The sequence below is a fragment of the Kordia sp. genome, assembly GCF_965224175.1.
Lineage (GTDB): Bacteria > Bacteroidota > Bacteroidia > Flavobacteriales > Flavobacteriaceae > Kordia.
Genome location: NZ_OZ245041.1, coordinates 2,279,776 through 2,305,000, shown reverse-complemented (window position 1 = coordinate 2,305,000; position 25,225 = coordinate 2,279,776). Strand labels below are relative to the sequence as shown.

The window sequence follows — 25,225 nt, the reverse complement described above, 5'->3', positions numbered from 1 at the left end:
TCTTTAAAGGGTCGTGGGAGATGACCACGTTGATAGGCTATAGGTGTAAAGGCAGTAATGTCATAGCCGAGTAGTACTAATTACCCGTAGGCTTATGTACGGCTTCTTATTATTTTGTAAATACTTTTGTTTTATCTCAATATGTTAACTTATACGGTGATTTTGAATTGTCACTGAAAGATTTAAGGTGGTTATAGCAATGGGGCTCACCTCTTACCATTCCGAACAGAGAAGTTAAGCCTATTAGCGCAGATGGTACTGCAGAAATGTGGGAGAGTATGTCGCCGCCTTTTTTTAAAACCCTTATCATGATATATGGTAAGGGTTTTTTGTTTTATATACTTATCTATATACTAAGCAAAAACTAAATCTTACCCCTTAAAAAAATTAAACTGATTTTATAGTTTTACCTTCAAAGTAAAAGTATATTCTATTTGTATAGTAGGTAGTTAAGACTTTTTACTAGTTAAAGATATTGAATAACTTACTCTAAAAAGTGAAGAAACTTTTTGGTGTTTCAATAGGAACCTGAAGTTGATAAAACTTATTTGTCGTAATACTTACTGATTAACTCATGCTTAAAGTAAATAGACATCTTTATAACTTTTGATGTAGACTTGGTGCTTTTTAAAGTAGATTTTTTTGTTTCTATATCTTATTAATAAAGGAGTAGAAGTTTGTTACTTTTAGTATTGAGTTGTTTTCTAGAATATATATAAATTAAAAAACCTCTTACAAAATATAAGAGGTTTTTAGTGAAACAAAAAATAGAAGCTTATGTTATTCTACAATAAGCTTTTTAGTAGTTTTTACGTCATTTGATGTTATATTGATTAAATATAAACCAGACGCAATATTACTTACGTCAATTGTATTTTCTGAAGATAATTGCATAGGAATTTGTTTCCCTGCATTATCAAATACTACGATTTGAATATCTGTGATTCCTGACGGAACTTGAAGTTTTACAATGTCTTTAGCTGGATTAGGGTATAACGATAAACCAGATAATTCATTTTCTTCTTCTACAGATAATGTTGCAAGATTGAAAGAGCTCATTCCAGATACGGCAGCAGCATTTGGATCTACCACATTAACAAATTCAGCCATTCCATTATCTATCATATCAGCTTGCATGAACGATTTTAGTGCTGTGATTGTCGTTGCTAATGCTGAGTTATTTTCTAATATATATACTATACCAGAAGTAGGATTCCCATTTATGGTAAATGTAAAGATATCAGAATTCGTTGCAGCTGAAGGAGCTGATAAGGTAGCTGGACTTCCTAAAGTTTCTGTAACTAAATATCCATCTATCGTTGGTTGCGCTACATTAGTTCCATCAAAGAATGTAACACTTGGTGCACCTCCTAGAGAAGTCGCTGATCCTGTGTCGATTGTTTCTCCATCAGGTAAGATAAGAGTAAATCCATAACTTTGTACTGATGTAGCAAAGTTATTAGCGCTAGTGTTTGGTACAGCCTGTACAGTGAAGCTATAACCTCCATTATGCTGTAATGTATATGTATAGCCGTCTTGTGCTTTTAGCTGCGTTGCTAGAAGAAAGACAAGGCTTGTCATAAATATTTTTATTGTATTTTTCATAAGATTAGTTTTCTGGTAATTGTTCTTGAATTTGATATGTACTAAAGTTTAGGAAATTACCTGGATGAGCTAACACATTTTGTAATAGAATTGGTGTGTCAGGAGTTGTTCCAGTATATTGTGTATTTCCGTCCATATTAATATCATGTATATTATATCCATTTACGATGTAGGTAGGGAAATTTAAAAAGTTCCCAGCGTCGTTTAACACTTCTGATAAAATACTAGGTGAATCAGGAGTTGTTCCTGAATATTGCACGAAAGTATCTCCATTAACATTTCCTGCCCACAAAGCCATATCACCACTTGCTAGTTGAACACGTGCATTAGTCCCGAATACAGCAGTAGAGTTTCTAGTGAAATCTGTAGCTGCTGAAGGTGATACCGATAGTGCACGAGTACTTTGAGTCATTACACCTAAATGGTTTCTATGTTTTACAGTAATAAAATAATTACCAGTAAGTCCTCGTAAAATAACATCTGATGTACCATCTAAAGCAACAATATCTCCGTCACGTTGTACTAAAGCAGACGTGCCATCAACAACTAGTGTATTGTCTGCGCTACTTCTGATTTCAATCCATACCCAATCAACAATATTATCAGCAGGAACACCTGTTCCAGAGATTCCACCATCATTAAATACATTAGAATCAGTAATTATATCTCCTGCGTTATAAGGACTTATTTTAGGAATCAAATTACCTGCACGTAAGTTGTCATTCATTAAATCGTCATCAACAGAATTTAAAATAGGTCCTTGTAAGAATACTGTTGCGCGTACTCTTAAATCTACAATTTGGTTCGGATCTAAGAAACCATTGAATTGTTCAACATCAAATCCGTCTCCATTACTTCCGTCATATAGTACGGAGAGTTCTGTATTGTCTAATGTAGTAGCAGATAATAGTCTTAAACTAAATCCGTCACCATTGCTACCATCGTATAATACTGCAAGTGAAGTATTGTCTAGCGTAGTAGCTGTAAGTAATCTGCTGGAGAATCCATCACCATTACTACCATCATATAATACTGCAAGCGAAGTATTGTCTAGCGTAGTAGCTGTAAGTAATCTGCTAGAGAATCCATCACCATTACTGCCATCATATAATACTGTTAATTGTGTATTATCTAGTGTAGTGGCAGGTAATAATCTCAAGGCAAATCCATCACCATTACTGCCTTCGTATAATACTGCAAGTGAAGTATTATCAAGTGTAGTGGCGGCTAATAGTCTGTTAGAAAATCCATCACCATTACTACCTTCATACAGTACTTCAAGAGAAAGATTTGTAAGTGTTATGGATGATACGATTTCTCTATCAAAACCATCACCATTACTTCCTTCAAATTGAGCAGCAACTTGTATACTATACAGGAGAGAAATAGACAATAAGAAAATAATTCTTTTTTTCATCTCCTTCATCTTATGGTGCAGTTCTTACAGCTCTAAATCCTAAACGGTTATTTCCAGATGCAATTACAGATGCACCATCAAATCTATCAGATACTCTAATGAAATCTGATCCATTCAACCAACTTCCTCCACGGTAACTATATCCATCACCTGTAGTATTGTTTGGCCAGTTGATAGCAGTACCATTTCCAGTAGAACTAATAATTCCGTTTCCATGAACTCCTGTGAAGTTACGTCCTTGTGAAGTTCCTACTGATACGCAACGCTCGTATAGGTTTCCAGAAAGTTCCATAATTCCGTAGTAACTTCCTCCAGTTTCTTCACGGTTATTATTTATAGCACTTGCAGCAAAAATTCCGTTACGTAAAGGTCCGCTAATTGTTCCGTTAGTATCCGCATATATTGCGTTTCCTGTATTTGTTTCTGGATTTGTGATTCGTTCACTTGAGAATCCTGAATTCACTAAATTGTATGCATTAGAGGCAATATTAGCACTTCCCCAAGCAAATTCGCCAGGTTTTGGTAAAATAGGTCCTCTACAAGCTTTTTCGTATTCCAGTTCAGTCATAGGACGCATTCCTGTCCAATCCATATATGCATTCATATCTCCAGGACTTAAATAACTACAGGCTCTATCGGGTGCATTTGTAGTTGCACTTGCTGATCCTCCAGTCCATGAGATTGTATTCCTACTAATTTCGTTATCGCTATTCTTGTGAGTTGAATCTGTAACGTCTCTGTTTGTTTTTTGCGTTTCAGTTAGGCTATTAAAGAAACCAAGCCACTGAGCTTCAGTTAATTCATACTTCATACAGTAAAAATCATTAAATCCTTTTGGATATGAAGCACCTAGAGTTCCTGTTTGATCTCCTCCACTAGCATTATCTGCTGTATAGTATAAATTTCCACTAGTATTTGCAATTGTGATAGCTCCTTCTGAAGTAACTTGGTAAGAAGAAGATGTTGAAAATCCTCCTGAGTGGAATTTATTAGATTCGTCTCCTGTAGTTCCTCCTAAATAAAAATTTCCTGATGGTACATATACCATTTCTATAGCAAATACCTGAATGTCTATAATGTCATTAGTATCTGTCGAGCCGAAGTTCCAACGAAGTTGTGTGTTTTGAAAGTTTACGTTTCCGCTTCCGTCACCAGATCTGTAAATAAAAGCTCCCATACCATCAGAAGTTACATCTAAAGTACTTCCGGCAGCAGCTACAGAACTTGCCTGACTTACAATACCATGTGTCCAGCTTCCGTTGTTTACTCTGTATTTGATAAATACCCATGCTGCATCCCAATTGGATGGCCCTGAGCTGATTCTCCATGAGTTTTCCCAAAATAGGTCAAATTCTACATGAACCCAGTTAGAAACTTCATTTAAGTTTTCAAGTGATATATTATTCACTTGGATATTATTTGCCTTCGTGTTCGTACTGAAAGCAAAACAAATTAGCATTAAGAATAGTGTAATTTTTTTCATTACTTTGATTTTGATTGTTAGTATTAGATAAATTGTATTATAATTTTATGTGTACTCATAACTTATATCTTAAATTACATAGCTATCAAAATTTGGGGTGGGCTTAATAATGATTCAAATATATAGGATGAAGAAGCTCAGAAGAGTAGTTTTTGTATGAATGGCGTCAAATGTTGTATAATCTGTTTTTGTGAAAAAAAGGTGAAAATCCCCTTGTTTGTTATCTATTTAAGAAAGTAAACCGCACATACATATTTTTGAACCAATGATACGAACAACGTCAGAATTTAACCCGAAAAGCGTACCTTTAAATTATAAAACCAATACTTATGTTAAAAGCAATTTTAATAGACGATGAACCCAAAGCTATAGAAAGTCTCGCATGGGAGTTGGATAACTTTAGTGATGAGATTGAAATTTTAGCAAAATTTACGGATCCTGAAGAAGCTTTAAAATATATAGAGAAAGTATCTTGCGACTGCCTTTTTTTAGATATAGAAATGCCAACTATGGACGGTTTTCAGTTTTTGAATAGATTGAAAACAAAGGATTTTGCAGTCATTATAACAACTGCTTACAATGAATATGCTATTAAAGCTTTGAAAGAAGAAGCTATTGATTATTTATTGAAACCAATTGATATGGACGATTTGAAAGTTGCAATATCAAAGGTTAAAAAATATATTTCTCGAAATGACGTTTCTACAGAGAAGTTTGAGCGTATTTTGTCAGATTATAATAGTCGATTTAATAAAAAACGAATCACGATTAATACTGATGGAAAACTGATTTTTCTAGATTTAGACGATTTACTTTTTGCAGAATCTGACGGAAATTATAGTACTTTATATTTAACGAATTCAAAAAAAATAGTACTGACAAAAAAATTAAAAGAAGTAAATGCTATGTTGCCCGACGAGCGTTTTTTTAGAATACATAATTCATTTATTGTGAACTTAGACAAGATTAAAGAGTTTATAAAATCTGATGGTTATGTTATTTTAATCTCAAATCATAAAATACCTATTTCTAGACAGCGCAAAGCCGCTTTTTTAGAAAAATTATAAGAAAATTAAGTGTATGCACTATTTATATAAGAATGTACTAATATGCATTCTTTCCCTCTTCCTATATACAATTAGTTTCTCACAAACTACAGATAGTATTTTTGTGAAAGAAGCGAATGCACTTTTGGAAGCAAAACCTACAGAGTATTCTAAGATTCATGAGAAATTAGAACAGTTTACAAAAGACTCTCTGCAACTTCAATATATAGTTAATTTATACAAAGAAAATAAATATCTCCATGGAGAAAGTTATGCTTTAAATGCGATAGGAAATTATTGTCGTAATACGTCTCAGTATAATAAAGCAATTTTATATCATGAGCAAGCTTTAGAGAAAGCAAAAGAGGCAGGTGATAAAGAATTGCATGCAAAGGCTTTAAATATGTTAGGCGTTGTGTATCGCAGAATTGATGATATTAGACGTGCTTTAGATTATCATCAAGAAGCCTTAGCACTTGCAGAAAGTATTGAGGATAAAACAGAATCAGTAAAAAGAAGTATTGCCGTTTCTCTGAATAGTATGGGGAATATTTTCCTTGTATTAGAACAATACGATCTTGCAGTACAGCGCTTTAAACGATCAATGAAAATTGAAGAAAGTGTTGGAAACAAACTAGGCTTGGCAATTAATTATCATAATATAGGATACGCAAAAGAAGCCACAGGAGATTTAGAAGGTGCTTTGTTAGATTATAAAGAATCTTTACGATATAACAATGAAATCAATTCTAATTTAGGACGTGTAATTTGTAATAATACGATTGGTCGAATTTATATCAAGCAGAAAAAATACGACGAAGCAATTGAAATTATTTCATCAACTCTTGAAAGTGCCAAAGGACTCAGAGATAAGTTTCATCTTTCAGGAGTATATACAACTTTAGGTTGGGCGTATTTAGAATTAAAAAATTATACAAAAGCGAAAAAGTATCTAAATGAAGGATTAGATATTTCACAAGAATACAATTTAAAAAGTGCAATTGCAGAAAGTTATGGACGTTTAGCCGTGGTTGCAGAACAAGAGAAAAAATATAAAAAAGCGCTTGATTTTAGAAAGAAATCGTATGAACTGAATGAAGAAATTACAAATGAAAAGAACTTTAAATATGTAAATGATCTTATTGTAAAATACGATACTAAAAAGTTTAATACACAAATTGAAAATCTTGAAAAAGAAAACGCAACGGTAAAGCAAACGCTTAAGCGAAACAAAAGCATTTGGGTTACAAGTAGTATTGTGTTTGCCTTTTTGGCGATCATGATTTACATTTTGTACCGACAACGATTGCTGAATAACGAAAAGAAGATTTTAACGCTTGAACAAGACATGTTGCGTAGTCAGATGAATCCACATTTTGTGTTTAATTCGCTGAACTCTATCAAGCAATATATTATTAGTAACGAGCAGAAAAATGCGGTACATTACTTGAATAAATTTGCAAAACTAATTCGTAAAATATTAGATGCTTCTCGAGTGAAAGTTGTTTCATTAAGTGATGAACTAGAAACGATGGATTTGTATATGAGTATCGAAAATATTCGCTTCTCTAATGAAATTAATTTTGAAGTATTGGTAGATGAAAATATCAATCTTGATCAAATAAAAATTCCTTCTTTAGTGTTGCAACCGTTTTTAGAAAATGCACTTTGGCATGGATTGTCTTCTAAAAAAGGAGAGAAAAACATAAAACTATCTGTAACAAAAACAGAAGATGATTATGTAACCATTGCAATTGCTGATAACGGAATAGGTAGAGAGGCAGCTCAAAAAATTGCAGACAATAAAATTGTAAAACGAAAATCTATAGGAATAACATTGACAAAAAATAGACTTACAAATTTTGTGAAAGACTTTAAAAATAGCTTTTCAGTTCATTTTAAAGATTTAAAAGATACAAATCAGTATCCTGCCGGGACAGAAGTTGTACTTAATATTCCACTGCGATAAAGCATAAAATAAAATAGAAAAGCGCTAATTTATATAATTTAAATTAGCGCTTTTTTGTTGTCTTTAAAAGATTAAACTACTGTGTAAGTGTGTCTTTTACAATACTATCTTTTTGAGTTGTCATAGAATCTTTTACGATTTCAGTTTTTATATTTAATCTGTTTGGATATAAATCTTTGTCTGATAAATTTTCTGAATCTTGCCATGTTTCGCCCAATTGTGCTAAAATTTGTTCGTTCCATTGTGATGGATGTTTTGCGTCAATCCAGACAACATCTTTATATGAAACATCAACTAAAGCCAAATCTGGAGTAGATCCACCATCAAATTGATCACTATTTTCACGTTTTGCAGCAATGGTACTCAACATAAACAAACGACGTTTTCCAGCAATATCTCTGATAAAAGGTCTAAACTCTACAGGCTTGTTTACATTCCAATCATATGATTTTTTAGATTCCATAACCTTGGCTGGCATTGCAGAAACACCTGCCAAACCTTCTTTTTTATTCGCGTGATTGTAGTAATAAACTTTTTTACTTCCATCAGCCGGAATAAAAACACTAATAGATAAGCTGGTACGTTCGTTTCCGATAGGTTCTAGTCCAAACCAATGATACAATCCGTCATATGCATCATTTACGGCTCCAGTAAATTTAAAGTCAGTTACAAATGGTTGCTGATTCTGATCTTCAATTAAATCTGGAATCTTCACGGCAGTTTTCTTATTCCAAGGTAATGGATCTGTAAATCCAGCTAAAAACATCATTGATTTAGCTTGCAAGCGTGATACTTTTTCAGATAAAGTATTTTGACGTGTTAAGTAAGGATACTTATGTACATCTTCTGCAGCAATAAAAGTCCCTTTACCTATAAGTAAGCGCTCTACATAATCATTAAAATCATGTTCTCCAGTTTCTAAAACCATTACACCGCCAAAAGTTGGGTATGGAAAAAAGAAACCTTTCCATCTGATCAAACTTACAACTTGAACCCAATGTCCGTCATCATTTTTCATATAATACGCTTCGTGTGGCTCATAATTAAATAATTGCCAAGGATTAAAACGCTGTACAACTGCATTATACGTGTTTCTACTAAACGCTAACGATTCTCCAATAGAAAATGTTGCCGAAATTCTATTTTCATTGGCAAATCGAGGAGAAGGCGATGTACTTGATACAGAGAATAATTCTTCAATATTGTCATTGATACGTTGAATAGAATATTCTTTAGATGGTTGTACTGCCATTGTCCATTGGTTACGACCATCAACACGAACTAATTGTGGTGGCGATACTTCCTGTGTTTCAGAAATTGATTCATACGCCATCGTTTTTATATTGTTATATGGTTGAATGCGTTCGTTTCTACTTAAAGGTAATTTTGCAATTTCTTGCAGATTCATGTCGTTAAACACATTGTAAGTTTGCATATAATCATACATTCCAACATTCCACAACATAACATAAATCAATGCAATTGATGCTAGTGTAAGAATACCTCTAAATACTTTTTTGAGAGCACTTGCTGCTTTTCGAAACGAGCGTATTCCGAAATAAATAATAAGAATAAACAATAATAAAATAAACAAGTACTTTCTTAAAAAGAGTAAAAACGGCTGGTAATCATCTCTCAAAATAAAAAGCGCACAAAAAACGATCAATCCTGTAATAATCAGAATGATTTTTTGTTTTGTTCCACGGTTCCAAAATCTTTTTAACATAGTTCTTATTTTAATAATCCTTTATCTTTTAAACGTTCTCTAGCACTCTTTTTTGGTGCTTCAGGTTCGCTGGAAGTCGATTCTTCTGTTGGTGTTTCATCTTTTGAAAAACTATCAGCAGCTTCTTTTCCTTTGGTTTTAATATCGTCAATAAAATCTTTTCCTGTATCAACTACCTTATCTATAATTTCTTCCGATTTATCTTTTACATCAATGATAAAATTTGCAATATAAATTCCAATCATTGTTCCCACCAAAGCAGTTACATAATAAGCAACACTTAAGGTGAAAATTGGGAGTAAAAAGTAAATAATAAGCGAAACAATAATGAAAAATATATTCACATAAATAAAGCGTGGAATAAATTCCTGTTGTACAATAAAACCTTTCTTACTTGTCGATTTCATTTGTAATTCTTTCGAATGTGTAATTTTATTGATGCTTCTGTATAAGCCATTGCTTTTTGCTTCTAGCCAATAGATAGAAACTCCAAAAACGAGACTTGATATGAATACGATAATTTCAAAAGTGATCATGAGTTCCAGGTGTTTTGTTTAATTAATTTGATGACCCAATCTTGATACGATGTGTCCCAAGCGGTATATTCCGCATAAAATGTTTCTTTATCATACCAATATAAAAATAGTGGATCTTTATAAGGTGTTGTTTTTACAATAAGTTTCCAAACCAGTTCTTGTAAATCCATCGACAATTCAGGTGTTGGTATTTGTATACAAGCTAATACTTCTGGTGTCAATCCGCCTTCTACATCTAAGGCATTTGCTTTTGTCGCATTTGTTTGCAAACGATCAAGAATCATCAGTTGTTTGCGTGTATCAGCCGTTAAACGATTTAAATAGCGTTTGTAAACATTCGAATTGTCTAAAATATCACTCAAAGAATGTGTTGGTTCTTTTATGTGTGATAAGAAAATAGTTTTCTGTACACGTTCAAAATATCCAGACAATACACTGTGTTCTGGATCGAGAACAATCATTTTTTCAGCAGCCAACGCACTAAAAAAACGTCCATCTTCAATATGAAAAGCTTGTGTTTTGGCAGAAGTTACTACTTTGTCTGCTTCTTCTTTCGATTCGAAGATTAAAATATTTTTTCCACTTCCTTTTCTTCTAAATACAAATACGCCACCAAATGCTTTGGTATAAAAAGAACTCGTTTTAAAATCGATACTTTCCATTTGTAACGTTCGCGATCGTAAATCACCATGCTTTCTAGCGGATGCTAAAATTTTTAAATGTAAGCTTTCGTCTAAAAAGTTATCTTCTTCATGAAACTCTTTTACAAGTTGTAATTGTTTTTGTTGAACGGTAAACAAATCTTCAACAACGGTAAAATCGACCGTAATTTGATTGTATTTTAATAAATCTTCTGGCTCGTAAAAAGCATCTATGTATTGATCTAAATCTACACAAATCGCAGCATCACGTGTAATGTCTTTAATAGCGTGTTTGTGTTGTTTAAAAACTAAATTCATAATCTCTCTGTCAAAACTGTGAAAAGGCGAATACGCAGGTTTTTCGTTTTGTTTTGGTGAAAGAATAATTGCATTTGGATTTGCTTCTCCAGAATTTAAATATAAAAAATCATCTTTCTCATCAGCAATTTCAGGACTCCAACCCATGGCGTCAATATGAAAACTGAGCAATTGCGTTGGTGCTGTTCCAATGTATGAAAGGCATTTATTATAACGTTCTACCAAAGCACCTGTAACAGGAACTAAGGCAGCGCCAAATAATTCAGATCGTTTTAATTTTTCCATTAACGTATATTCAATTCTCTATAAAAATACAATTATTTATAGTTTCTCAAGGTTATTATAATATTGTTGTACTTCTGGTAACATTGCTGTCCATGCTGTATATGAAATAGGCGCAATATTTTGAGCTTTTAATTCAGAAATACATTGTTTTAACAGCGGATATACAACTTCGTATTTCGGCATTCTTAATGCGTATATTTTCTTTATTAGTATACTATTGGCGTGCCATGTTACATTTTTTTCTTCGTATTTCCTCTGTAAACGTTGTAAAAGTGATTGCGAAATGTATTGATTTCGTTGCTTTGGATGAAAGAGCACTTGAATCTCAATCCATTTTGTATACTGAAATTCATCGTAGTTTGCTTGCAGAAAAATTATGTAGTCATCAATTCTTCCGTGTAGCATGCCATCCGTTGTGGTTTTAAAATCATTTTGGTCAATGAATGCTTTGAATAACTTTTTCTTTGTCTTTTTACGACGATGATAAGTTTTTAGTTTAGGTGTTAACCAATAAAATAATGGAGTAAGAAATAGTGCAATGATAAATGGAATCAAGAAAAACCATCCTAACTTTTCTTTCCAAGATAATGATGGGCTTGTTGTGAATATACTAGCCATTGGCAATAATAAAACAACATAAGTTTTTAGAAAATACGTAAAAAACTCTTTCTTCATTACTTAGTATCAATCGTAAATAACTTTTTCCATAATACACCTTTAATATCGTTGATGTCAATAAGTCCGAAGAATCGACTATCCATCGAATTATCGCGATTATCACCTAATACAAATATTTTCCCTTTCGGAATGATAATTGGCCCAAAATGATCTTTATTCCATGGATGTCTATAAGTGGCTACAATTTCTGGATTGGGAATGATTTTTAAATCGCGGTATCGTTTTTTTGCAAGTTTATGTCTGTTGACGTAAATATCCTCTACGAATGTGAGATACCCTGTGTTGCCTTCTTTTGTTGTGATAGGAAAATGCTCAATGTTTTCATCATGTAAAGACTTAAACTCCTTTTCATCGAGCAGATACGAATGTTTTAAATTATAATTTTCATCAACGTTTTTTCCGTTTACAAATAAAGTACCTTCAATAATTTGAAGCGTATCATTTTCCATTCCGCTCAAGCGATGAATCCAATTAGCTGTTCCTAATTCAGGATGGTCAAATTCATAGACGATAAAGTCTCCTCGTTTTGGTGTTATCAGGTTAGAAGCAAAAATATAAGAACCGCTTTTAAGATTGGGTTCGCTTCCTGTACTTGGTATCGTATATAATGTGCAAATTCCTGTATATTTTAATACAACATATATTGCCAACAAACAGGCAAGAACATAGGAAGTAATTTTAAGCTTTTTAGCCATTACTAAGGACGTTTTAAGAAATAAACCTCTTGAATTTTTCCATCAGTTACTTTATACATTACTACAAATTCTTGGATAGGATCATCTTTTTGAAAACGTACTTTTTCATGATCAATAACAGTGTCACCTGAAGCAATTCTGTCTTCGATATCACAATGTAAATCTGGGCTGTTTTTAAAAAAAATTCCAAAGATTTCACGAACTTGTGCAATACCTTTAAAACGTACTTCTTTTGGGAAACCGTAAAAAACTACATCGTCACTATACGTAGCTATAAAGGCTTCAATATTTCTAGCGTTGTACGCTTCCACTTGCTTTTGTACTACTTCTGCGGCAGCTGTTTTTTGTTGAGCTGTTGCTAAAGAGACAGTGCATAAAAATAGGATGATAAGTTTTTTCATCTTGTAGCATTATTTTTCTGGTTTGGTTCTCATCATTGCTTCTTCTTGAATGATTATACGTTCTATGTGACCTTTTACTTTTCGTTCGAAGTCCATATCTGCAATACTTGCAAAATTATCTAAATAGCGTATTACTTCCTGCTTACGAATATCTGCAAAGTTAAGTCCTTGCATATTTGCAGTCATTAATTCTTTTAACATTCCCAGTTTAGTGTCATAATCTTTTTGGAAGTATAATTCAGGATTTTCAAACCAATCTTCTTCTAAGTTAAAATCTGTCAAACGAAGCGAAATTGCACTTTGTATGTTTCGAATATCTCTTGATGAGAAAAATGGGAACTCTTTTTGAACGGCTCCATATAAATTCGCATAAAATAAATGATCGTTTGTAGAAGCATTAGAAAGTGAACTGTTAAAGATTTTTTTGATTTTATCGTCTTCTGGTTCTTTAATATTTCCTAAAATTTCTCCAGCATTTGCCGCCAATCCTTGATCGCTTAAATATTTATAATCTGCATGATCTTTCATGGAAACAAAGCCAGGCAATGTTTTCTCGATTTTAGACCACCAAATATAATCTTGATCTAAGAAATCGTGTTCTGTACGCGCACCATCAATTTTAAAACGTCCTTGAATCCTTGAAATTACGGCTTTATCTAGTTTTTCAGGTAAATTCGTAAATAATCCAACCGAACTGTTTCCGTGATTTACAGCATATGCGCCTTCCGTATAGCGTAAAAAGACGCCAATAACCTCTTTTACACCTGCAGAAACTCCTTGTTCAGTACGTTCCTGTAAATTATTTTCAGCATCATCAATAGGAGCGAAGATCAATCGTGTAGGATCTTGCATAGGTTTCATCCATTGCACCATTTTTTCTGCAGATCCACCTTGAAATGTAGAAACTACAGTGTCTGGCATTGGGTGAAATAAAAACGGAATGTTTAAGTGATCGCAACGTTCTTTTAGCATTGTGGCAATTGCGGCAATTAACATACTTTTTCCAGTTCCTGGAATTCCATATCCCATAAAAACAGGCATAAAACCTCCTAATTCTTGAAAAGGATTTTTCTTAGCAGCCATGTCATAGCTCATCATACGTTCTACCAAACGTTTGGCAAAATGTTTTGCATCTTTGTTTCCAACAATTTGTTCAAAACGAATCGGGTTAAATTCTACACTTGCAGCACTTCCTGTAAAAATCGTTTCCCAACCAGCAATAGAAAATTCAGAATCTTCCAGTTGATACGTTCTATCCGTAATAACATCTGTATGATCTAACGCGCCTTTGCGTTGCATGATTTCTTCTAAATACGCTTCAAAGTACATCACAGTAAAATCAATCACATCTTGTTCAGAGTTGATCAAGTTTGGATGATTCATGTATTTGTCATAGTAAAACAATTGACAAGAAATACCTTTAGTTGGCGATAAAAACGAAACTTCTGGAATGCCAGCAAATTTGTTTTGCATCACAGTATTTTCTTCCGAAGCTTTTTCTTTTAATTTAGAAACAACATAATACGATAAGCTAAACAACATAAATGCGGTTGCGGTTTGCTGTTTAGATTCGTATTCTTTGCGTTGCTCAGCAGAAAGTCCACTTCTTTTTTCATGAAGAATTGACAAGCCAGACGCATCGTAATAACTATCTCTAATCCACAAACCAATGGCTAAAGCTTCTTGTAAATTGTACAGTGTTTCATTCAGCGCAAGCGGTAAAGCAACAGAATCGGGTAATAAGCGTTTTTTTAAACTTAAAATAGTTTTAGAGATTGAAATTGCATTCGCTCCAGCTTTCCCTGTAGCTTTCGACAAGTATAATAAGATATCTTCTTGTTCTTTATTTTGATCTCTGTTTTTTGCTTTATAACCTTGTTCCCATTGCACGCCTTTAATGAAAGAAGAAGCTTCTTCACGTAAGATTTGTAATTCAGTTTTTTTGATAGGAAAAGTCGGTTGTTTCTCCATGTATATTTTTGTTTTTTGTGGATTCGTGGATTTGTTGCTTTTTTTTTGAACTGTTAGCTCACAGTTTCCACGTCACTTTGTATTAGTGTTTATTTTTTCTGTTGTCGATTCGTTAATTCTCATGTTCTGGTAATTCCTCTACTTCAAAAGGCTCATGATGTAAGTGAATGATCGTATTTGGAATTTTACCGTATAATAATTGAATCACTCTGTGAGGCGCTAAAATATATTTGTGTTTGGTGATTTCACTCCAAACTTGAATTTCTTGCTTTTTAAATGATAGCAAATCATTACTTACTTTTGATGAGTTTACAGCATTTATCGTCTCTACAGTTGTCGTTAACGAAAACGAATTGATAGGAACATCCTTTTGCGCAATTGCTTTTAAGAGTGCATGTGTAATTTCGTGATCATCCTTTGAGAAAATACTATGTAAAATTCCTAAATCGACACGTTTTATTTTTCTCGGATGTACATATTTTAAGCGCTTATCAATCATATATGCCATGTTGTCTAAATCTAAGCAACGATCTGCGCATTCTTTTACTGAGGTATAAATTTCCTGCTCTACTTTATCATCGTGTTTATAGTCAAAATACATAAAACAGATAAAAGGCCTGTTGAGTGTAACATCATAAAAAGCCCAATCGAGTACATACATAGCAAAGGTACTTTTTGTCTTTTTGATTTTTCCGAGGACGAATTTTTGAAAAATTTTATCTTCCTGAATCATATCATAATACAAAGAAGAAGAAGCTTCAAACAAATCACGCTTGTCTACATGTTGTTTATTGACCATCAATTGATGAATAAACTTTTCTTTAAAATCACTTTTAGGCGGAAACTTCGCTTTAAACTCATCTTTTAAGTCTAAATCGTTATGAATATAGCGTAGTTCCAGATAATTTGGAAAGCCAGATTCTGTCAAATCCACCTTCATTTGCTCTTCATCAAAACGATATTTTAGTTGCATTGCTTTTAGTGAGAAAGCTAAGCGTCTGCAATATTCTTCTAAGGATTTTAGTTCTTCTTTAGTGCAAATTCGGTGATGATTCCATTCTACTAAATTAATTTCAAATTCATCCAACACATGCTTAACCAATCTATAATAAAGGTCGTATTGTGCATCCGAATCGAGCGTTGCGGAATCTAAAGGTGTTGTAATTTCGTTTAAAGACATTCAAACAATATTGTTTTCGTAAGTACTATTTTTTTAGCATGTCCGTCAATTACAAATTGGCGGTCAGATTTTCAGCTATATCTTTTTTAGAATTTTGTCATTGCAAGGTATGTTTTAGAGTTGTAGAAGCAATCTGTTTCTGCAGAAGCAGATTACTTCGTCGCAAACTCCTTGTAATCATGTTTCAAAATAAAAAAGGATGTCGCTTCAATCCTTCATGCGAAATCGAAATATATGTGGTATTAAGAATTACCCTAACAAATCATCTGAACCGCCATCGTTAGTTGGTTCTGGACTTCCGTTGCTACCAGCATCATCATTTCCTCCAGCATCTCCAGTAGATGGATTTTCATTGTTTTTATAATATTCTTCGAATAATTCTTTCATGTCAATTCCGTAACGATCAGCGAAATTCTTGCGAATTTCTACATCTTTCTCACGAATTTCTTGCAATGATTCAGCATAACTACTGTAAATACCTTTCATTACTTTTTCGTGAACCGGAATATTCTCCATCATATCCTGACGAGCCTTCGAACTCGCTGTGTACATTGCAGCTAAAGTTTCACCAATTTTCTCATCGGTTTTAATACCTAAATGTTCTAAAATAGCAGCAAACTCTTGATCGGTTCTTGCTTTCAATGCTACAACATAACCGTCATAATAACGAACACGTTCTTCAGTGTCAGATTTTAATTTTGCTCTATGTGTTTGTAAATTACTACGTAAAGACGTTAAAACTTTAATTGTTAGGTTGTGCTTATGAACAAAACTATCTTTACTTGCAGCAAGCGTGATGTATGCAGTACGTAAACCATCCAATTCTTCTACTTTTTGTTCTAACTGTGTGATTTTAGCTAAGGTTTCAGAATATGCAGTTGATTGTTTGTCAACAATTTCTTCCAACTCTTGTCTTGCCTGACTTAATAATGCTTTTTGAGCTTCTAGTTTTTCTTCCGTTTCTTTCTTTTTCTCTAAAGCTTTCGTATGGTTTTTACTAGCTTCTACGATCGCAACTTGTAGTTTATCTTCTACCTCTTTGATTTCTACTTCACGATCTTTTAAACGTTTTACTGCAGCTTGACTTTTGAAAGAAAGTTCTTTTAATAGAGTTTCAGTATCAGAACTTTCAATACGTTTCTGGAACATTTCTTTTGCTTTCGAGTCAGCAAACTTTCTATCTTTTTGTGCTTGATCTAATTCTTGCTTTTCTCTTTTAATTCTAGACTTTCGTCCCCAAAGATTATTCCACCAAGTATCTGGTTTGTCTAAAGCTTCTTGATATTCACGTTTAGCTTTCTCCAGTTCTTTTTGTGCATTATCAATAACGCGTTGTTCTTCATCATTTAAGGTAGAAAAACGCTCAAAAATAATTCCTACTTCATCTTGATAATCGGTTAAGTCTTTGATGGCATCTAGTAAAGAGGTACGATCTTTTTCTGCCATATCAACAACATTATCTAATGTTGCATTTAATATCTTTTGACGTACTTCTGGACTGTCTTCCTGCGATAATTTCGACTTCATTTGGTCGATCGCTTTTCCCCAATCTACTTTATCGTTCGATTTTTGTTCTTGTTGTGCTCCTGAAGTTTCTAGCAAGTCAAATTCGTCAGCCATATACTACTTTGTTTATTGTTAATGAATGTTAGTTTTTAATCTATCTAATTAGTTGAAAAATGACACTTAATCATAGTTTGCTATCTCGCAGAGATAATCACAGCTATTTTAAGTAATTTCTAAAGATAAAGAATTTAGAATTATATGTATAAACTTTTTTGCAGATGTTACATTCTAGTAAGATAATTGTTTAAAAACGTATTGAAATGTAAGTGTAAAAGACATGTTTTTATGATAAAGAATAGAAATAACCTTTTGAAGTTGATTTTATCAATGCTAAAAACAAAAGATGTTGTGTTTTTTGAGTAATTCCTTTTGTAATATCCTCAATATTAAGGACTAGAAAAATACGTATTATTAAGTATTGTTTCTAGCAAGTTTTTGATGCATATTTATAAAAACCCTAAAATATAAAATATGAAACCATCAAAAACTACCATTCAAATTGGTAATGAATTCAAAGAAGTAGAAATTTATTATGATGAGATAAAAGAATCCCACTTAACAATAGCAATCAATAAAAATCAGGTGACGGTTTTTCAGGAGTAATCGGAATCTCCTTAATATTGAAGAGCTAAAAAAAACTCAATATGAACAATAGTTCTTAAATTATTTTTACTAAATGTTTATATGAAATAATGAAAACTTATTCTTGTGAAAGTGCTAATTTCTTCAGTCGAATCAGAAGAATAAGTTTGAGAAAAAAAACTTAATTATATGTTTTAGAATAGGCTGAAAAATTTATAACACAGAAAGACCTGAAAGAATAAACGAAAGGTTGTTGTTATACAAAATACTTTTAGAGATGTGATAAACTTGCTAAGTAAAAACATAAATTCTTGGCATTTTTCTTGATAAGATAAGGCAACATTAACACCAATATTATGAAGTCAAAAATTACCTTATCAATAGTACTATTACTATGCATGTGTCATCTTAGTAATGCACAAGGAAAACTCAATCGAGCCAAAGAAGATCTTTCAACAAAAAGTAGCACCAGTAGTAGCTCATCAAGCTCTTCTTCAAATAATAATGACAATGACGACGACGATGATAGTATTGATTTCTTAGGAAATGTCTTTGGAGAAATCATTTATCGTATGACCATTGGAATATTATTTGGAGCTATGGAAGAACGCTATTTCTACAAATATCCGTATTCAGATGGTTCTCATGGAGAATATGCTTTTCCTGATGAAAATGTGCCGCTGAAACAAGTTCAGCTCATGGTGTCAAATACATTTTTTACAAGCGGAAAAGAATTCTATGGAAATAACCTTAAATTAAATCTGCGATTCGTTCTGCTAGGCATAGAAGCCAATCATTTGCATTTTTTTGAGAAAAATCCAGAAGTAGAGCTTGGCGTAAGTTCCGTCATGATAAATTATTATCGAGTTCGTGGGCAAAATGTTACTGCCTATTGGGGCGCTGGAGCTACACATGTTGGAAATGGAGTAGATGAAACGGGATTTGCGTATCAAGTAGGAGTAGATGTTTATTTAAATAAACCTTTCAGTATTGGAACTTCTTGGAAACAAAGCTTTATCAATAGTGCGTCTATAAATGAATTCAGATTATTAGCACGTTATCACTTGAAACGATTCTCTTTACAAGGAGGTTTTAATCATTACAAATTAGGAAGTGTGTCGGTCAATGCACTTAGTGCAGGAATTGATTATCGTTTTTAGAGCATATAAAAAGCAAGCATTAAAAAAGCGCGTTGATTGTATTCAACGCGCTTGTAAATATGTAAGTATATATTTTATCCTCTAATAACTCCTCTTGAAATTACAATTTTCTGAATTTCTGAAGTTCCCTCGTAAATCTGAGTAATCTTTGCATCACGCATCAAACGTTCAACATGATATTCTTTCACAAATCCATTTCCTCCATGAACCTGAACAGCTTCCACAGTAACATCCATCGCAGTTTTTGAAGCAAACAATTTCGCTACAGCACTTGCCATATCATAATTTTCTTTTGCATCTTTCTTACATGCAGCTTCCATTACCAAATGGCGTGCTGCCGTAATTTCGGTATACATATCTGCTAATTTAAATGCAATGGCTTGATGATTTGAAATTTCAGTTCCAAAAGCTTTACGTTCTTTAGAATACTTTAAAGCTAATTCGTAAGCTCCCGAAGCAATTCCTAATGCCTGCGCTGCAATTCCAATTCGTCCACCTGAAAGTGTTTTCATTGCAAACTTAAATCCAAAACCATCTTCTCCAATTCTATTCTCTTTAGGAACTTTTACATCATTAAATTGTAATGTATGTGTATCGCTTCCGCGGATTCCTAATTTATCTTCTTTTGGACCAATATCAAAACCTGGCATTCCTCTTTCTACGATAAATGCATTAATTCCTCTATGTCCTTTATCTTTATCTGTTTGAGCAATTACCAAATAAACATCAGCGCGTCCACCACTTGTAATCCAGTTTTTTGTACCATTAATTACATAATGATCTCCCATGTCAATAGCAGTAGTTCTTTGCGAAGTTGCATCACTTCCAGCTTCTGGTTCACTCAAACAAAAAGCTCCTACGCTCTCTCCTGTAGCTAACTTTGTTAAATACTTTTGCTTTTGCTCTTCAGTTCCATAAGCTTCTAAACCATAACAAACTAAAGAGTTATTTACAGATACAATTACAGAAGCAGATGCATCAATCTTAGAAAGTTCTTCCATAATTAAAACATATGAAATCGTGTCCATGCCACTTCCTCCATATTTTGGATCAACCATAATTCCCAAAAATCCTAGTTCTCCCATTTTGCGAACTAACTCTTGTGGAAATTCTTGTTTGTTGTCACGTTCAATAACTCCAGGAAGCAACTCAGTTCTTGCAAAATCTCTCGCTGCGTCACGAATCATGATGTGTTCCTCTGTAAGATTAAAATTCATAACTGTATATTGTATTAATGTATATTTAAAAAAGTCGCACAAAGATAATCTTAAAATAGCAGATTTTCAATAATCAAGGCGTATTTTTAAGAATCTTTAATTTTTCTAAATTGTAATTCTCTATAATGTGAATATTATCTTAAAAGTGAAAAGCAAACGGTAAAAATTAAATAATTTTACAAAATGGTTTCATACAAAGTGATTGGTGTCATGTCGGGAACTTCACTCGACGGAATTGACCTAGCATATATACATTTTGAAAAAAAGAAAAAATGGACGTTTTCTATTTTACATGCAGAAACGATTCCATATGCCAAAGTTCTAGAAAATCAATTGCGAGAAGCAATCCATTACGACAAAAATCGTTTGGCAGAATTTGATACCACATATACTAAGTATCTGGCAGAAACAATTAAGCTATTTATAAATACCCACAAAATTACCTCCATTGATGCTGTTTGTTCTCATGGACATACAGCTTTGCATCAACCCGAAAACGGAATTACATATCAAATCGGGAATCAAGAAGTTTTAGCTCAACTAATACAACAAAAAGTAGTCTGTGATTTTAGAGTGCAAGATGTTGAGTTTGGAGGACAAGGCGCTCCATTAGTGCCAATTGGAGACGAATTATTATTCTCTGAATATGATTATTGTTTAAATTTAGGTGGATTTGCAAATGTGTCCTTTCACAAAGAAGGAAAACGTATCGCTTATGACATTTGTCCTGTAAATATTGTATTAAATAAATATGCTAAACAATTAGGCTTTGAATATGATGACAGAGGAAATCTTGCAAAGTCAGGAGAATACTTGATGGCTTTAGGAACAGAATTAAATAATTTACCATATTACAAGCAAAAACCACCAAAATCTTTAGGTTTAGAATGGGTTCAAAAAGAAATATTTCCACGATTAGAAGCTTTTAAGCGAAAAGAAATTGACATTTTACGTACATTCACAGAACATGTGGCAAAACAAATTGCACGTAGTTTTCAAATCCGATCAAAAATTTTGGTTACCGGCGGAGGCGCATACAATGATTATTTAATAAAAAGAATTCAATATCATAAAGAAGTTTCGATACTTAAACCAAGTGCCGAATTAATAGAATACAAAGAAGCATTAGTCTTCGGTTTTTTAGGAATTTTGAAGATGAGAAACGAAGTAAACTGTCTGAAAAGTGTTACGGGAGCAACCCAAGATCATAGCTCAGGAAAAATATACAATTATCATTAGGTTAAATAGTGGTAAAAGGATTCTGTAAAGAAGCGAACAATTTCTATATTTGCTTGGATAGAAATAACATGACTATAAAAAAATAATTAATTGAAAGAATTACTCAAAATATACGAAAACAAAGCACCTGAAATAGTTTTTAACTGGAAAGACCCTGAAACAGAGGCAGAAGGATGGACAGTCATCAATTCGCTTAGAGGTGGTGCAGCTGGTGGAGGAACACGAATGCGAAAAGGCTTAGACATGAATGAAGTACTTTCATTAGCCAAAACAATGGAAGTAAAGTTTACGGTATCTGGCCCTGCCATTGGTGGAGCAAAATCAGGAATCAATTTTGATCCACAAGATCCTCGTAAAAACGGAGTCTTAAAACGTTGGTACAAAGCGGTAGCTCCATTACTGAAAAGTTACTACGGAACTGGTGGAGATTTAAATGTAGATGAAATTCATGAAGTAATTCCAATCACAGAAGATAGCGGAGTATGGCATCCACAAGAAGGAGTTTTTAATGGACACTTTAAGCCTACGGAAGCAGATAAAATCAATAGAATTGGTCAGTTACGTTTAGGTGTGATCAAAGTCATTGAAAGCACTCAATATTCTCCTGATGTAACTAAAAAATATACAGTTGCAGACATGATTACAGGATTTGGTGTCGCTGAAGCAGCACGCCATTTCTACGATATCTATGGCGGATCAATTGAAGGAAAACGAGCTATTGTACAAGGATTTGGAAATGTTGGTGCAGCAGCAGCGTATTACTTAGCGCAAATGGGTGCAAAAATAGTAGGAATCATTGACAGAGTTGGCGGAGTGATAAATGAGGAAGGATTTTCGTATGAAGAAATTAAAAACTATTTCTTAAAGAAAGACGGAAACACACTTGTTGCTGATAATATGATTTCTTTTGAAGAAATGAATCAACGTATCTGGGAATTGCCAACGGAAATTTTTGCACCATGTGCAGCTTCTAGGCTGATTACTCAAGAACAAATTGATAAAATGATTGATACAGGATTAGAAGTAATTACTTGTGGAGCTAATGTACCATTTGCCGATAAAGAAATTTTCTTCGGACCAATTATGGAGCATGCAGATCAAAAAGTAAGCTTAATTCCTGATTTCATCTCTAACTGTGGAATGGCGAGAGTATTTGCATATTTTATGGAACGTAGAGTAGCAATGACAGATGAAGCTATCTTTGAAGATACTTCTAAAATTATCAAAAAAGCGTTACAAAACACATTTAAGCGTAATGCTTCAAAAGTAGATGTAAGTAAGACTGCTTTTGAAATAGCATTAAAAGAATTAGTATAACCATCAACTTATAAAAACAGCAAATGGAATCAGCAATAATAGCCGTATTTGTCATAGGATATTTAGCGATAACCTTAGAACATAACTTAAAAATAGATAAGCTTATTCCCGCATTAGCCATGATGGCGATATGTTGGGCATTCATTGCTTTCGGAATTGAAGACTTTCAAAATTGGTTTGATTCAGGAGCACATGCACTCGTCGAAAACTTTGGCGGCATGGAAAAATCTGACAAGATGCATCTCATGGAAGAAACATTACTGCATCATTTAGGAAAAACCGCCGAAATATTAGTCTTCTTACTTGGAGCTATGACTATTGTGGAAATTATTGATTATTTCAATGGATTTGCCACAATTAAAGGTTTTATTAAAACAAGAAGTAAAAAACGTGTCTTATGGATTTTTGCTTTCTTAGCATTTATACTATCTGCTATCATTGATAACTTAACAGCGACAATTGTATTGATTTCAATCTTGCAGAAAATTATTGGAGATAGAAGCATCCGTGTATGGTATGCAGGTTTAATAATTATCGCGGCAAATGCAGGTGGAGCTTGGTCTCCAATTGGAGATGTGACAACGACAATGTTATGGATTGGTAACAAAGTATCTACTGGAAAATTACTAGCATACTTATTCATTCCATCTTTACTATGTATGTTGGTGCCAACATTTATAGCGTCATTCTTAAAGCCTTTTCAAGGAAACCTTCCTGAAGAAGAAGAAACTGAGGATAAGAAAACGCATCGTTTTGGACCAACAATGTTGTATTTAGGACTATCTGCAATTATTTTTGTACCTGTCTTTAAAGTAGTAACACATTTACCTCCATATGTAGGAATGATGTTGTCATTAGCTATAGTTGCAATATTTGCAGAATTATATAGTAATACGAAATTTAGTATGTCTGCAGTTGGCGCCAATGAAGGGCATGATGTTGATACAGAAAATGCCATGGCAGCGCATCATAGTCCAGTGCATCATTCACTATCAAAAATTGAATTGCCAAGTATCTTATTCTTCTTAGGAATATTAATGGCAGTTGCAGCATTAGAATCTCTAGGATTATTATTTGGTTTTGCAGACTGGTTAAAAACTGCAACGCCACAATTAGGAACTGAAATGCATGAAGGCGGCGTTTCTGATTTAGTAGTGATGTTGCTTGGAGTTGGATCTGCGGTAATTGACAATGTGCCATTAGTTGCAGCAAGTTTAGGAATGTTTACTGAACCTTTAGATCATGAATTATGGCATTTTATTGCTTTCGCAGCCGGAACTGGAGGAAGTATGTTAATCATAGGTTCTGCGGCTGGAGTTGTAGCAATGGGAATGGAAAAAATTGATTTCTTTTGGTATCTCAAAAAAATAGCTTGGTTGGCTTTAATTGGATTCGTAGTTGGATCAGCAGCATTTATGATCATGCGAACCTTGTTCTAAAGTATACTTAAATAAAAAAATAAACGTTATATAGTTTAAATCAAAAAACACATATGTTACTATTACAGTCAGTAAAAGATGCTGCTAACCCAGAAGATGCAGCTGAAGTTCAAGAGCAAACACTTTCGATTTACGAATTAGTAGTCAATGGAGGAATAGGAAGTATTATTATCATAAGCGTATTACTTCTTTTATTAGCAGTAGCTTTATATATCTATTTTGAACGAATATTTGCAATAAAAGCCGCTTCTAGGATTGATAAAAACTTCATGAATCAAATTAAGGATAATGTCTCTAGCGGAAAGTTAGATGCTGCTAAGATGTTGTGTTCTCAAACAGATTCGCCAGTAGCACGTTTAACGGAAAAAGGAATTTCAAGAATTGGAAAGCCGTTAGAAGATATCAACAAAGCTATTGAAAATGCAGGTGTGTTAGAAGTATACAAACTGGAAAAAAATGTAAGTATTTTGGCAACTGTAGCTGGTGCTGCACCAATGATTGGTTTCTTAGGAACTGTAATTGGTATGATCTTGGCATTCCATGAAATGGCTACAAGTGGAGGTCAAGCAGAAATGGGATCGTTAGCGAGTGGTATCTATACAGCGATGACAACAACGGTAGCAGGTTTAATAGTAGGTATTATTGCATACATAGGATATAATCACTTAGTAGTAAAAACAAACAAAGTGGTGCATCAAATGGAAGCAAATGCAGTAGATTTCTTAGATTTATTAAATGAACCTGTATAAACTTA

Annotated in this window: 21 protein-coding genes and 2 rRNA genes (1 of these 23 cut by a window edge); 10 read left to right on the top strand and 13 right to left on the bottom strand. The window is 33.3% G+C overall.

Going from position 1 to position 25,225, the window contains the following annotated elements; translation table 11 throughout:
• Both ACOQOS_RS10025 and rrf read left to right on the top strand, forming a co-directional pair.
• Positions 1–100, top strand: a 23S ribosomal RNA gene (locus ACOQOS_RS10025); it begins 2,716 nt to the left of the window's first position.
• Positions 101–183: 83 nt separating this feature from the next.
• Positions 184–293, top strand: a 5S ribosomal RNA gene (gene rrf, locus ACOQOS_RS10020).
• 487 nt (positions 294–780) lie between these two features.
• On the opposite strand, the gene ACOQOS_RS10015 is transcribed toward rrf, so the two are convergent.
• Genes ACOQOS_RS10015 through ACOQOS_RS10005 form a run of 3 tightly spaced genes read right to left on the bottom strand, consistent with a single transcriptional unit; the run spans position 781 to position 4,505 of the window.
• Positions 781–1,605 carry a T9SS type A sorting domain-containing protein gene (locus ACOQOS_RS10015; RefSeq protein ID WP_420574830.1) on the bottom strand — a complete coding sequence of 275 codons (825 nt, stop codon included), beginning with the start codon at positions 1,603–1,605 and terminating at the stop codon, positions 781–783.
• Between the two features lie 4 nt (positions 1,606–1,609).
• Entirely contained in the window at positions 1,610–3,022 is a 1,413-nt protein-coding gene (locus tag ACOQOS_RS10010) for a hypothetical protein (RefSeq protein WP_420574829.1), read from the bottom strand.
• 10 nt (positions 3,023–3,032) lie between these two features.
• Entirely contained in the window at positions 3,033–4,505 is a 1,473-nt protein-coding gene (locus ACOQOS_RS10005; RefSeq protein WP_420574828.1) for an SUMF1/EgtB/PvdO family nonheme iron enzyme, read from the bottom strand.
• A 329-nt stretch (positions 4,506–4,834) separates the two neighbouring features.
• Here ACOQOS_RS10005 and ACOQOS_RS10000 point away from each other — a divergent pair, with 329 nt between their 5' ends.
• Positions 4,835–5,572, top strand: coding sequence for a LytR/AlgR family response regulator transcription factor (locus ACOQOS_RS10000; protein WP_420574827.1), 738 nt, complete (start codon positions 4,835–4,837; stop codon positions 5,570–5,572).
• A 13-nt stretch (positions 5,573–5,585) separates the two neighbouring features.
• Positions 5,586–7,520, top strand: a complete 1,935-nt coding sequence (locus tag ACOQOS_RS09995) for a tetratricopeptide repeat protein (RefSeq protein ID WP_420574826.1) — start codon at positions 5,586–5,588, stop codon at positions 7,518–7,520.
• A gap of 76 nt (positions 7,521–7,596) precedes the next feature.
• On the opposite strand, the gene ACOQOS_RS09990 is transcribed toward ACOQOS_RS09995, so the two are convergent.
• The 9 genes from ACOQOS_RS09990 to ACOQOS_RS09950 all read right to left on the bottom strand — a co-directional run bounded on the left by ACOQOS_RS09990 (position 7,597) and on the right by ACOQOS_RS09950 (position 17,571).
• On the bottom strand, positions 7,597–9,246 hold the full coding sequence (locus ACOQOS_RS09990) for a hypothetical protein (protein ID WP_420574825.1): 1,650 nt from the start codon (positions 9,244–9,246) through the stop codon (positions 7,597–7,599).
• Between the two features lie 5 nt (positions 9,247–9,251).
• Positions 9,252–9,782 carry a hypothetical protein gene (locus ACOQOS_RS09985; protein ID WP_420574824.1) on the bottom strand — a complete coding sequence of 177 codons (531 nt, stop codon included), beginning with the start codon at positions 9,780–9,782 and terminating at the stop codon, positions 9,252–9,254.
• A complete protein-coding gene (locus ACOQOS_RS09980; protein ID WP_420574823.1) occupies positions 9,779–11,026 on the bottom strand; it encodes a DUF6638 family protein in 1,248 nt (415 codons plus the stop codon). Before ACOQOS_RS09980 ends, ACOQOS_RS09985 begins: the two co-directional genes overlap by 4 nt.
• A 36-nt stretch (positions 11,027–11,062) precedes the next feature.
• On the bottom strand, positions 11,063–11,701 hold the full coding sequence (locus ACOQOS_RS09975) for a hypothetical protein (RefSeq protein ID WP_420574822.1): 639 nt from the start codon (positions 11,699–11,701) through the stop codon (positions 11,063–11,065).
• Positions 11,701–12,399 (bottom strand): signal peptidase I, encoded by a 699-nt coding sequence (gene lepB, locus ACOQOS_RS09970; protein WP_420574821.1) that lies wholly within the window; start codon positions 12,397–12,399, stop codon positions 11,701–11,703. Before lepB ends, ACOQOS_RS09975 begins: the two co-directional genes overlap by 1 nt.
• 2 nt (positions 12,400–12,401) lie before the next feature.
• Positions 12,402–12,800 carry a nuclear transport factor 2 family protein gene (locus tag ACOQOS_RS09965; protein ID WP_420574820.1) on the bottom strand — a complete coding sequence of 133 codons (399 nt, stop codon included), beginning with the start codon at positions 12,798–12,800 and terminating at the stop codon, positions 12,402–12,404.
• 9 nt (positions 12,801–12,809) lie between these two features.
• Positions 12,810–14,771, bottom strand: a complete 1,962-nt coding sequence (locus tag ACOQOS_RS09960; protein WP_420574819.1) for an AAA family ATPase — start codon at positions 14,769–14,771, stop codon at positions 12,810–12,812.
• A 112-nt stretch (positions 14,772–14,883) separates the two neighbouring features.
• Entirely contained in the window at positions 14,884–15,951 is a 1,068-nt protein-coding gene (locus ACOQOS_RS09955) for a hypothetical protein (protein WP_420574818.1), read from the bottom strand.
• 249 nt (positions 15,952–16,200) lie between these two features.
• Positions 16,201–17,571: a microtubule-binding protein gene (locus ACOQOS_RS09950; protein WP_420574817.1), complete on the bottom strand. Its 1,371-nt coding sequence runs from the start codon at positions 17,569–17,571 to the stop codon at positions 16,201–16,203.
• 417 nt (positions 17,572–17,988) lie between these two features.
• Here ACOQOS_RS09950 and ACOQOS_RS09945 point away from each other — a divergent pair, with 417 nt between their 5' ends.
• The gene (locus ACOQOS_RS09945) at positions 17,989–18,120 is read left to right on the top strand and encodes a hypothetical protein (RefSeq protein WP_420574816.1); all 132 of its coding nucleotides are present in this window, start codon (positions 17,989–17,991) and stop codon (positions 18,118–18,120) included.
• Positions 18,121–18,455: 335 nt separating this feature from the next.
• Positions 18,456–19,259: a hypothetical protein gene (locus tag ACOQOS_RS09940; RefSeq protein WP_420574815.1), complete on the top strand. Its 804-nt coding sequence runs from the start codon at positions 18,456–18,458 to the stop codon at positions 19,257–19,259.
• A 74-nt stretch (positions 19,260–19,333) separates the two neighbouring features.
• Here the strand turns inward: ACOQOS_RS09940 and ACOQOS_RS09935 are convergent, their stop codons facing one another.
• Positions 19,334–20,476, bottom strand: coding sequence for an acyl-CoA dehydrogenase (locus tag ACOQOS_RS09935; protein WP_420574814.1), 1,143 nt, complete (start codon positions 20,474–20,476; stop codon positions 19,334–19,336).
• A 183-nt stretch (positions 20,477–20,659) separates the two neighbouring features.
• Between ACOQOS_RS09935 and ACOQOS_RS09930 the strand changes: the two genes are divergently transcribed.
• The 4 genes from ACOQOS_RS09930 to ACOQOS_RS09915 all read left to right on the top strand — a co-directional run bounded on the left by ACOQOS_RS09930 (position 20,660) and on the right by ACOQOS_RS09915 (position 25,220).
• Positions 20,660–21,715, top strand: coding sequence for an anhydro-N-acetylmuramic acid kinase (locus ACOQOS_RS09930; protein ID WP_420574813.1), 1,056 nt, complete (start codon positions 20,660–20,662; stop codon positions 21,713–21,715).
• A 90-nt stretch (positions 21,716–21,805) separates the two neighbouring features.
• Positions 21,806–23,032, top strand: a complete 1,227-nt coding sequence (locus ACOQOS_RS09925; protein WP_420574812.1) for a Glu/Leu/Phe/Val dehydrogenase dimerization domain-containing protein — start codon at positions 21,806–21,808, stop codon at positions 23,030–23,032.
• A gap of 23 nt (positions 23,033–23,055) precedes the next feature.
• A complete protein-coding gene (nhaD, locus tag ACOQOS_RS09920; protein WP_420574811.1) occupies positions 23,056–24,471 on the top strand; it encodes a sodium:proton antiporter NhaD in 1,416 nt (471 codons plus the stop codon).
• Positions 24,472–24,524: 53 nt separating this feature from the next.
• Entirely contained in the window at positions 24,525–25,220 is a 696-nt protein-coding gene (locus ACOQOS_RS09915) for a MotA/TolQ/ExbB proton channel family protein (protein WP_420574810.1), read from the top strand.
• The last annotated feature ends 5 nt before the right edge of the window (positions 25,221–25,225 follow it).

What these genes read in the sequence shown, in the direction of transcription:
- ACOQOS_RS10015 (WP_420574830.1), bottom strand. Translation starts at nt 1,605, where the DNA reads ATGAAAAATACAATAAAAATATTTATGACAAGCCTTGTCTTTCTTCTA.
- ACOQOS_RS10010 (WP_420574829.1), bottom strand. Translation starts at nt 3,022, where the DNA reads ATGAAAAAAAGAATTATTTTCTTATTGTCTATTTCTCTCCTGTATAGT.
- ACOQOS_RS10005 (WP_420574828.1), bottom strand. Translation starts at nt 4,505, where the DNA reads ATGAAAAAAATTACACTATTCTTAATGCTAATTTGTTTTGCTTTCAGT.
- ACOQOS_RS10000 (WP_420574827.1), top strand. Translation starts at nt 4,835, where the DNA reads ATGTTAAAAGCAATTTTAATAGACGATGAACCCAAAGCTATAGAAAGT.
- ACOQOS_RS09995 (WP_420574826.1), top strand. Translation starts at nt 5,586, where the DNA reads ATGCACTATTTATATAAGAATGTACTAATATGCATTCTTTCCCTCTTC.
- ACOQOS_RS09990 (WP_420574825.1), bottom strand. Translation starts at nt 9,246, where the DNA reads ATGTTAAAAAGATTTTGGAACCGTGGAACAAAACAAAAAATCATTCTG.
- ACOQOS_RS09985 (WP_420574824.1), bottom strand. Translation starts at nt 9,782, where the DNA reads ATGATCACTTTTGAAATTATCGTATTCATATCAAGTCTCGTTTTTGGA.
- ACOQOS_RS09980 (WP_420574823.1), bottom strand. Translation starts at nt 11,026, where the DNA reads ATGGAAAAATTAAAACGATCTGAATTATTTGGCGCTGCCTTAGTTCCT.
- ACOQOS_RS09975 (WP_420574822.1), bottom strand. Translation starts at nt 11,701, where the DNA reads ATGAAGAAAGAGTTTTTTACGTATTTTCTAAAAACTTATGTTGTTTTA.
- lepB (WP_420574821.1), bottom strand. Translation starts at nt 12,399, where the DNA reads ATGGCTAAAAAGCTTAAAATTACTTCCTATGTTCTTGCCTGTTTGTTG.
- ACOQOS_RS09965 (WP_420574820.1), bottom strand. Translation starts at nt 12,800, where the DNA reads ATGAAAAAACTTATCATCCTATTTTTATGCACTGTCTCTTTAGCAACA.
- ACOQOS_RS09960 (WP_420574819.1), bottom strand. Translation starts at nt 14,771, where the DNA reads ATGGAGAAACAACCGACTTTTCCTATCAAAAAAACTGAATTACAAATC.
- ACOQOS_RS09955 (WP_420574818.1), bottom strand. Translation starts at nt 15,951, where the DNA reads ATGTCTTTAAACGAAATTACAACACCTTTAGATTCCGCAACGCTCGAT.
- ACOQOS_RS09950 (WP_420574817.1), bottom strand. Translation starts at nt 17,571, where the DNA reads ATGGCTGACGAATTTGACTTGCTAGAAACTTCAGGAGCACAACAAGAA.
- ACOQOS_RS09945 (WP_420574816.1), top strand. Translation starts at nt 17,989, where the DNA reads ATGAAACCATCAAAAACTACCATTCAAATTGGTAATGAATTCAAAGAA.
- ACOQOS_RS09940 (WP_420574815.1), top strand. Translation starts at nt 18,456, where the DNA reads ATGAAGTCAAAAATTACCTTATCAATAGTACTATTACTATGCATGTGT.
- ACOQOS_RS09935 (WP_420574814.1), bottom strand. Translation starts at nt 20,476, where the DNA reads ATGAATTTTAATCTTACAGAGGAACACATCATGATTCGTGACGCAGCG.
- ACOQOS_RS09930 (WP_420574813.1), top strand. Translation starts at nt 20,660, where the DNA reads ATGGTTTCATACAAAGTGATTGGTGTCATGTCGGGAACTTCACTCGAC.
- nhaD (WP_420574811.1), top strand. Translation starts at nt 23,056, where the DNA reads ATGGAATCAGCAATAATAGCCGTATTTGTCATAGGATATTTAGCGATA.
- ACOQOS_RS09915 (WP_420574810.1), top strand. Translation starts at nt 24,525, where the DNA reads ATGTTACTATTACAGTCAGTAAAAGATGCTGCTAACCCAGAAGATGCA.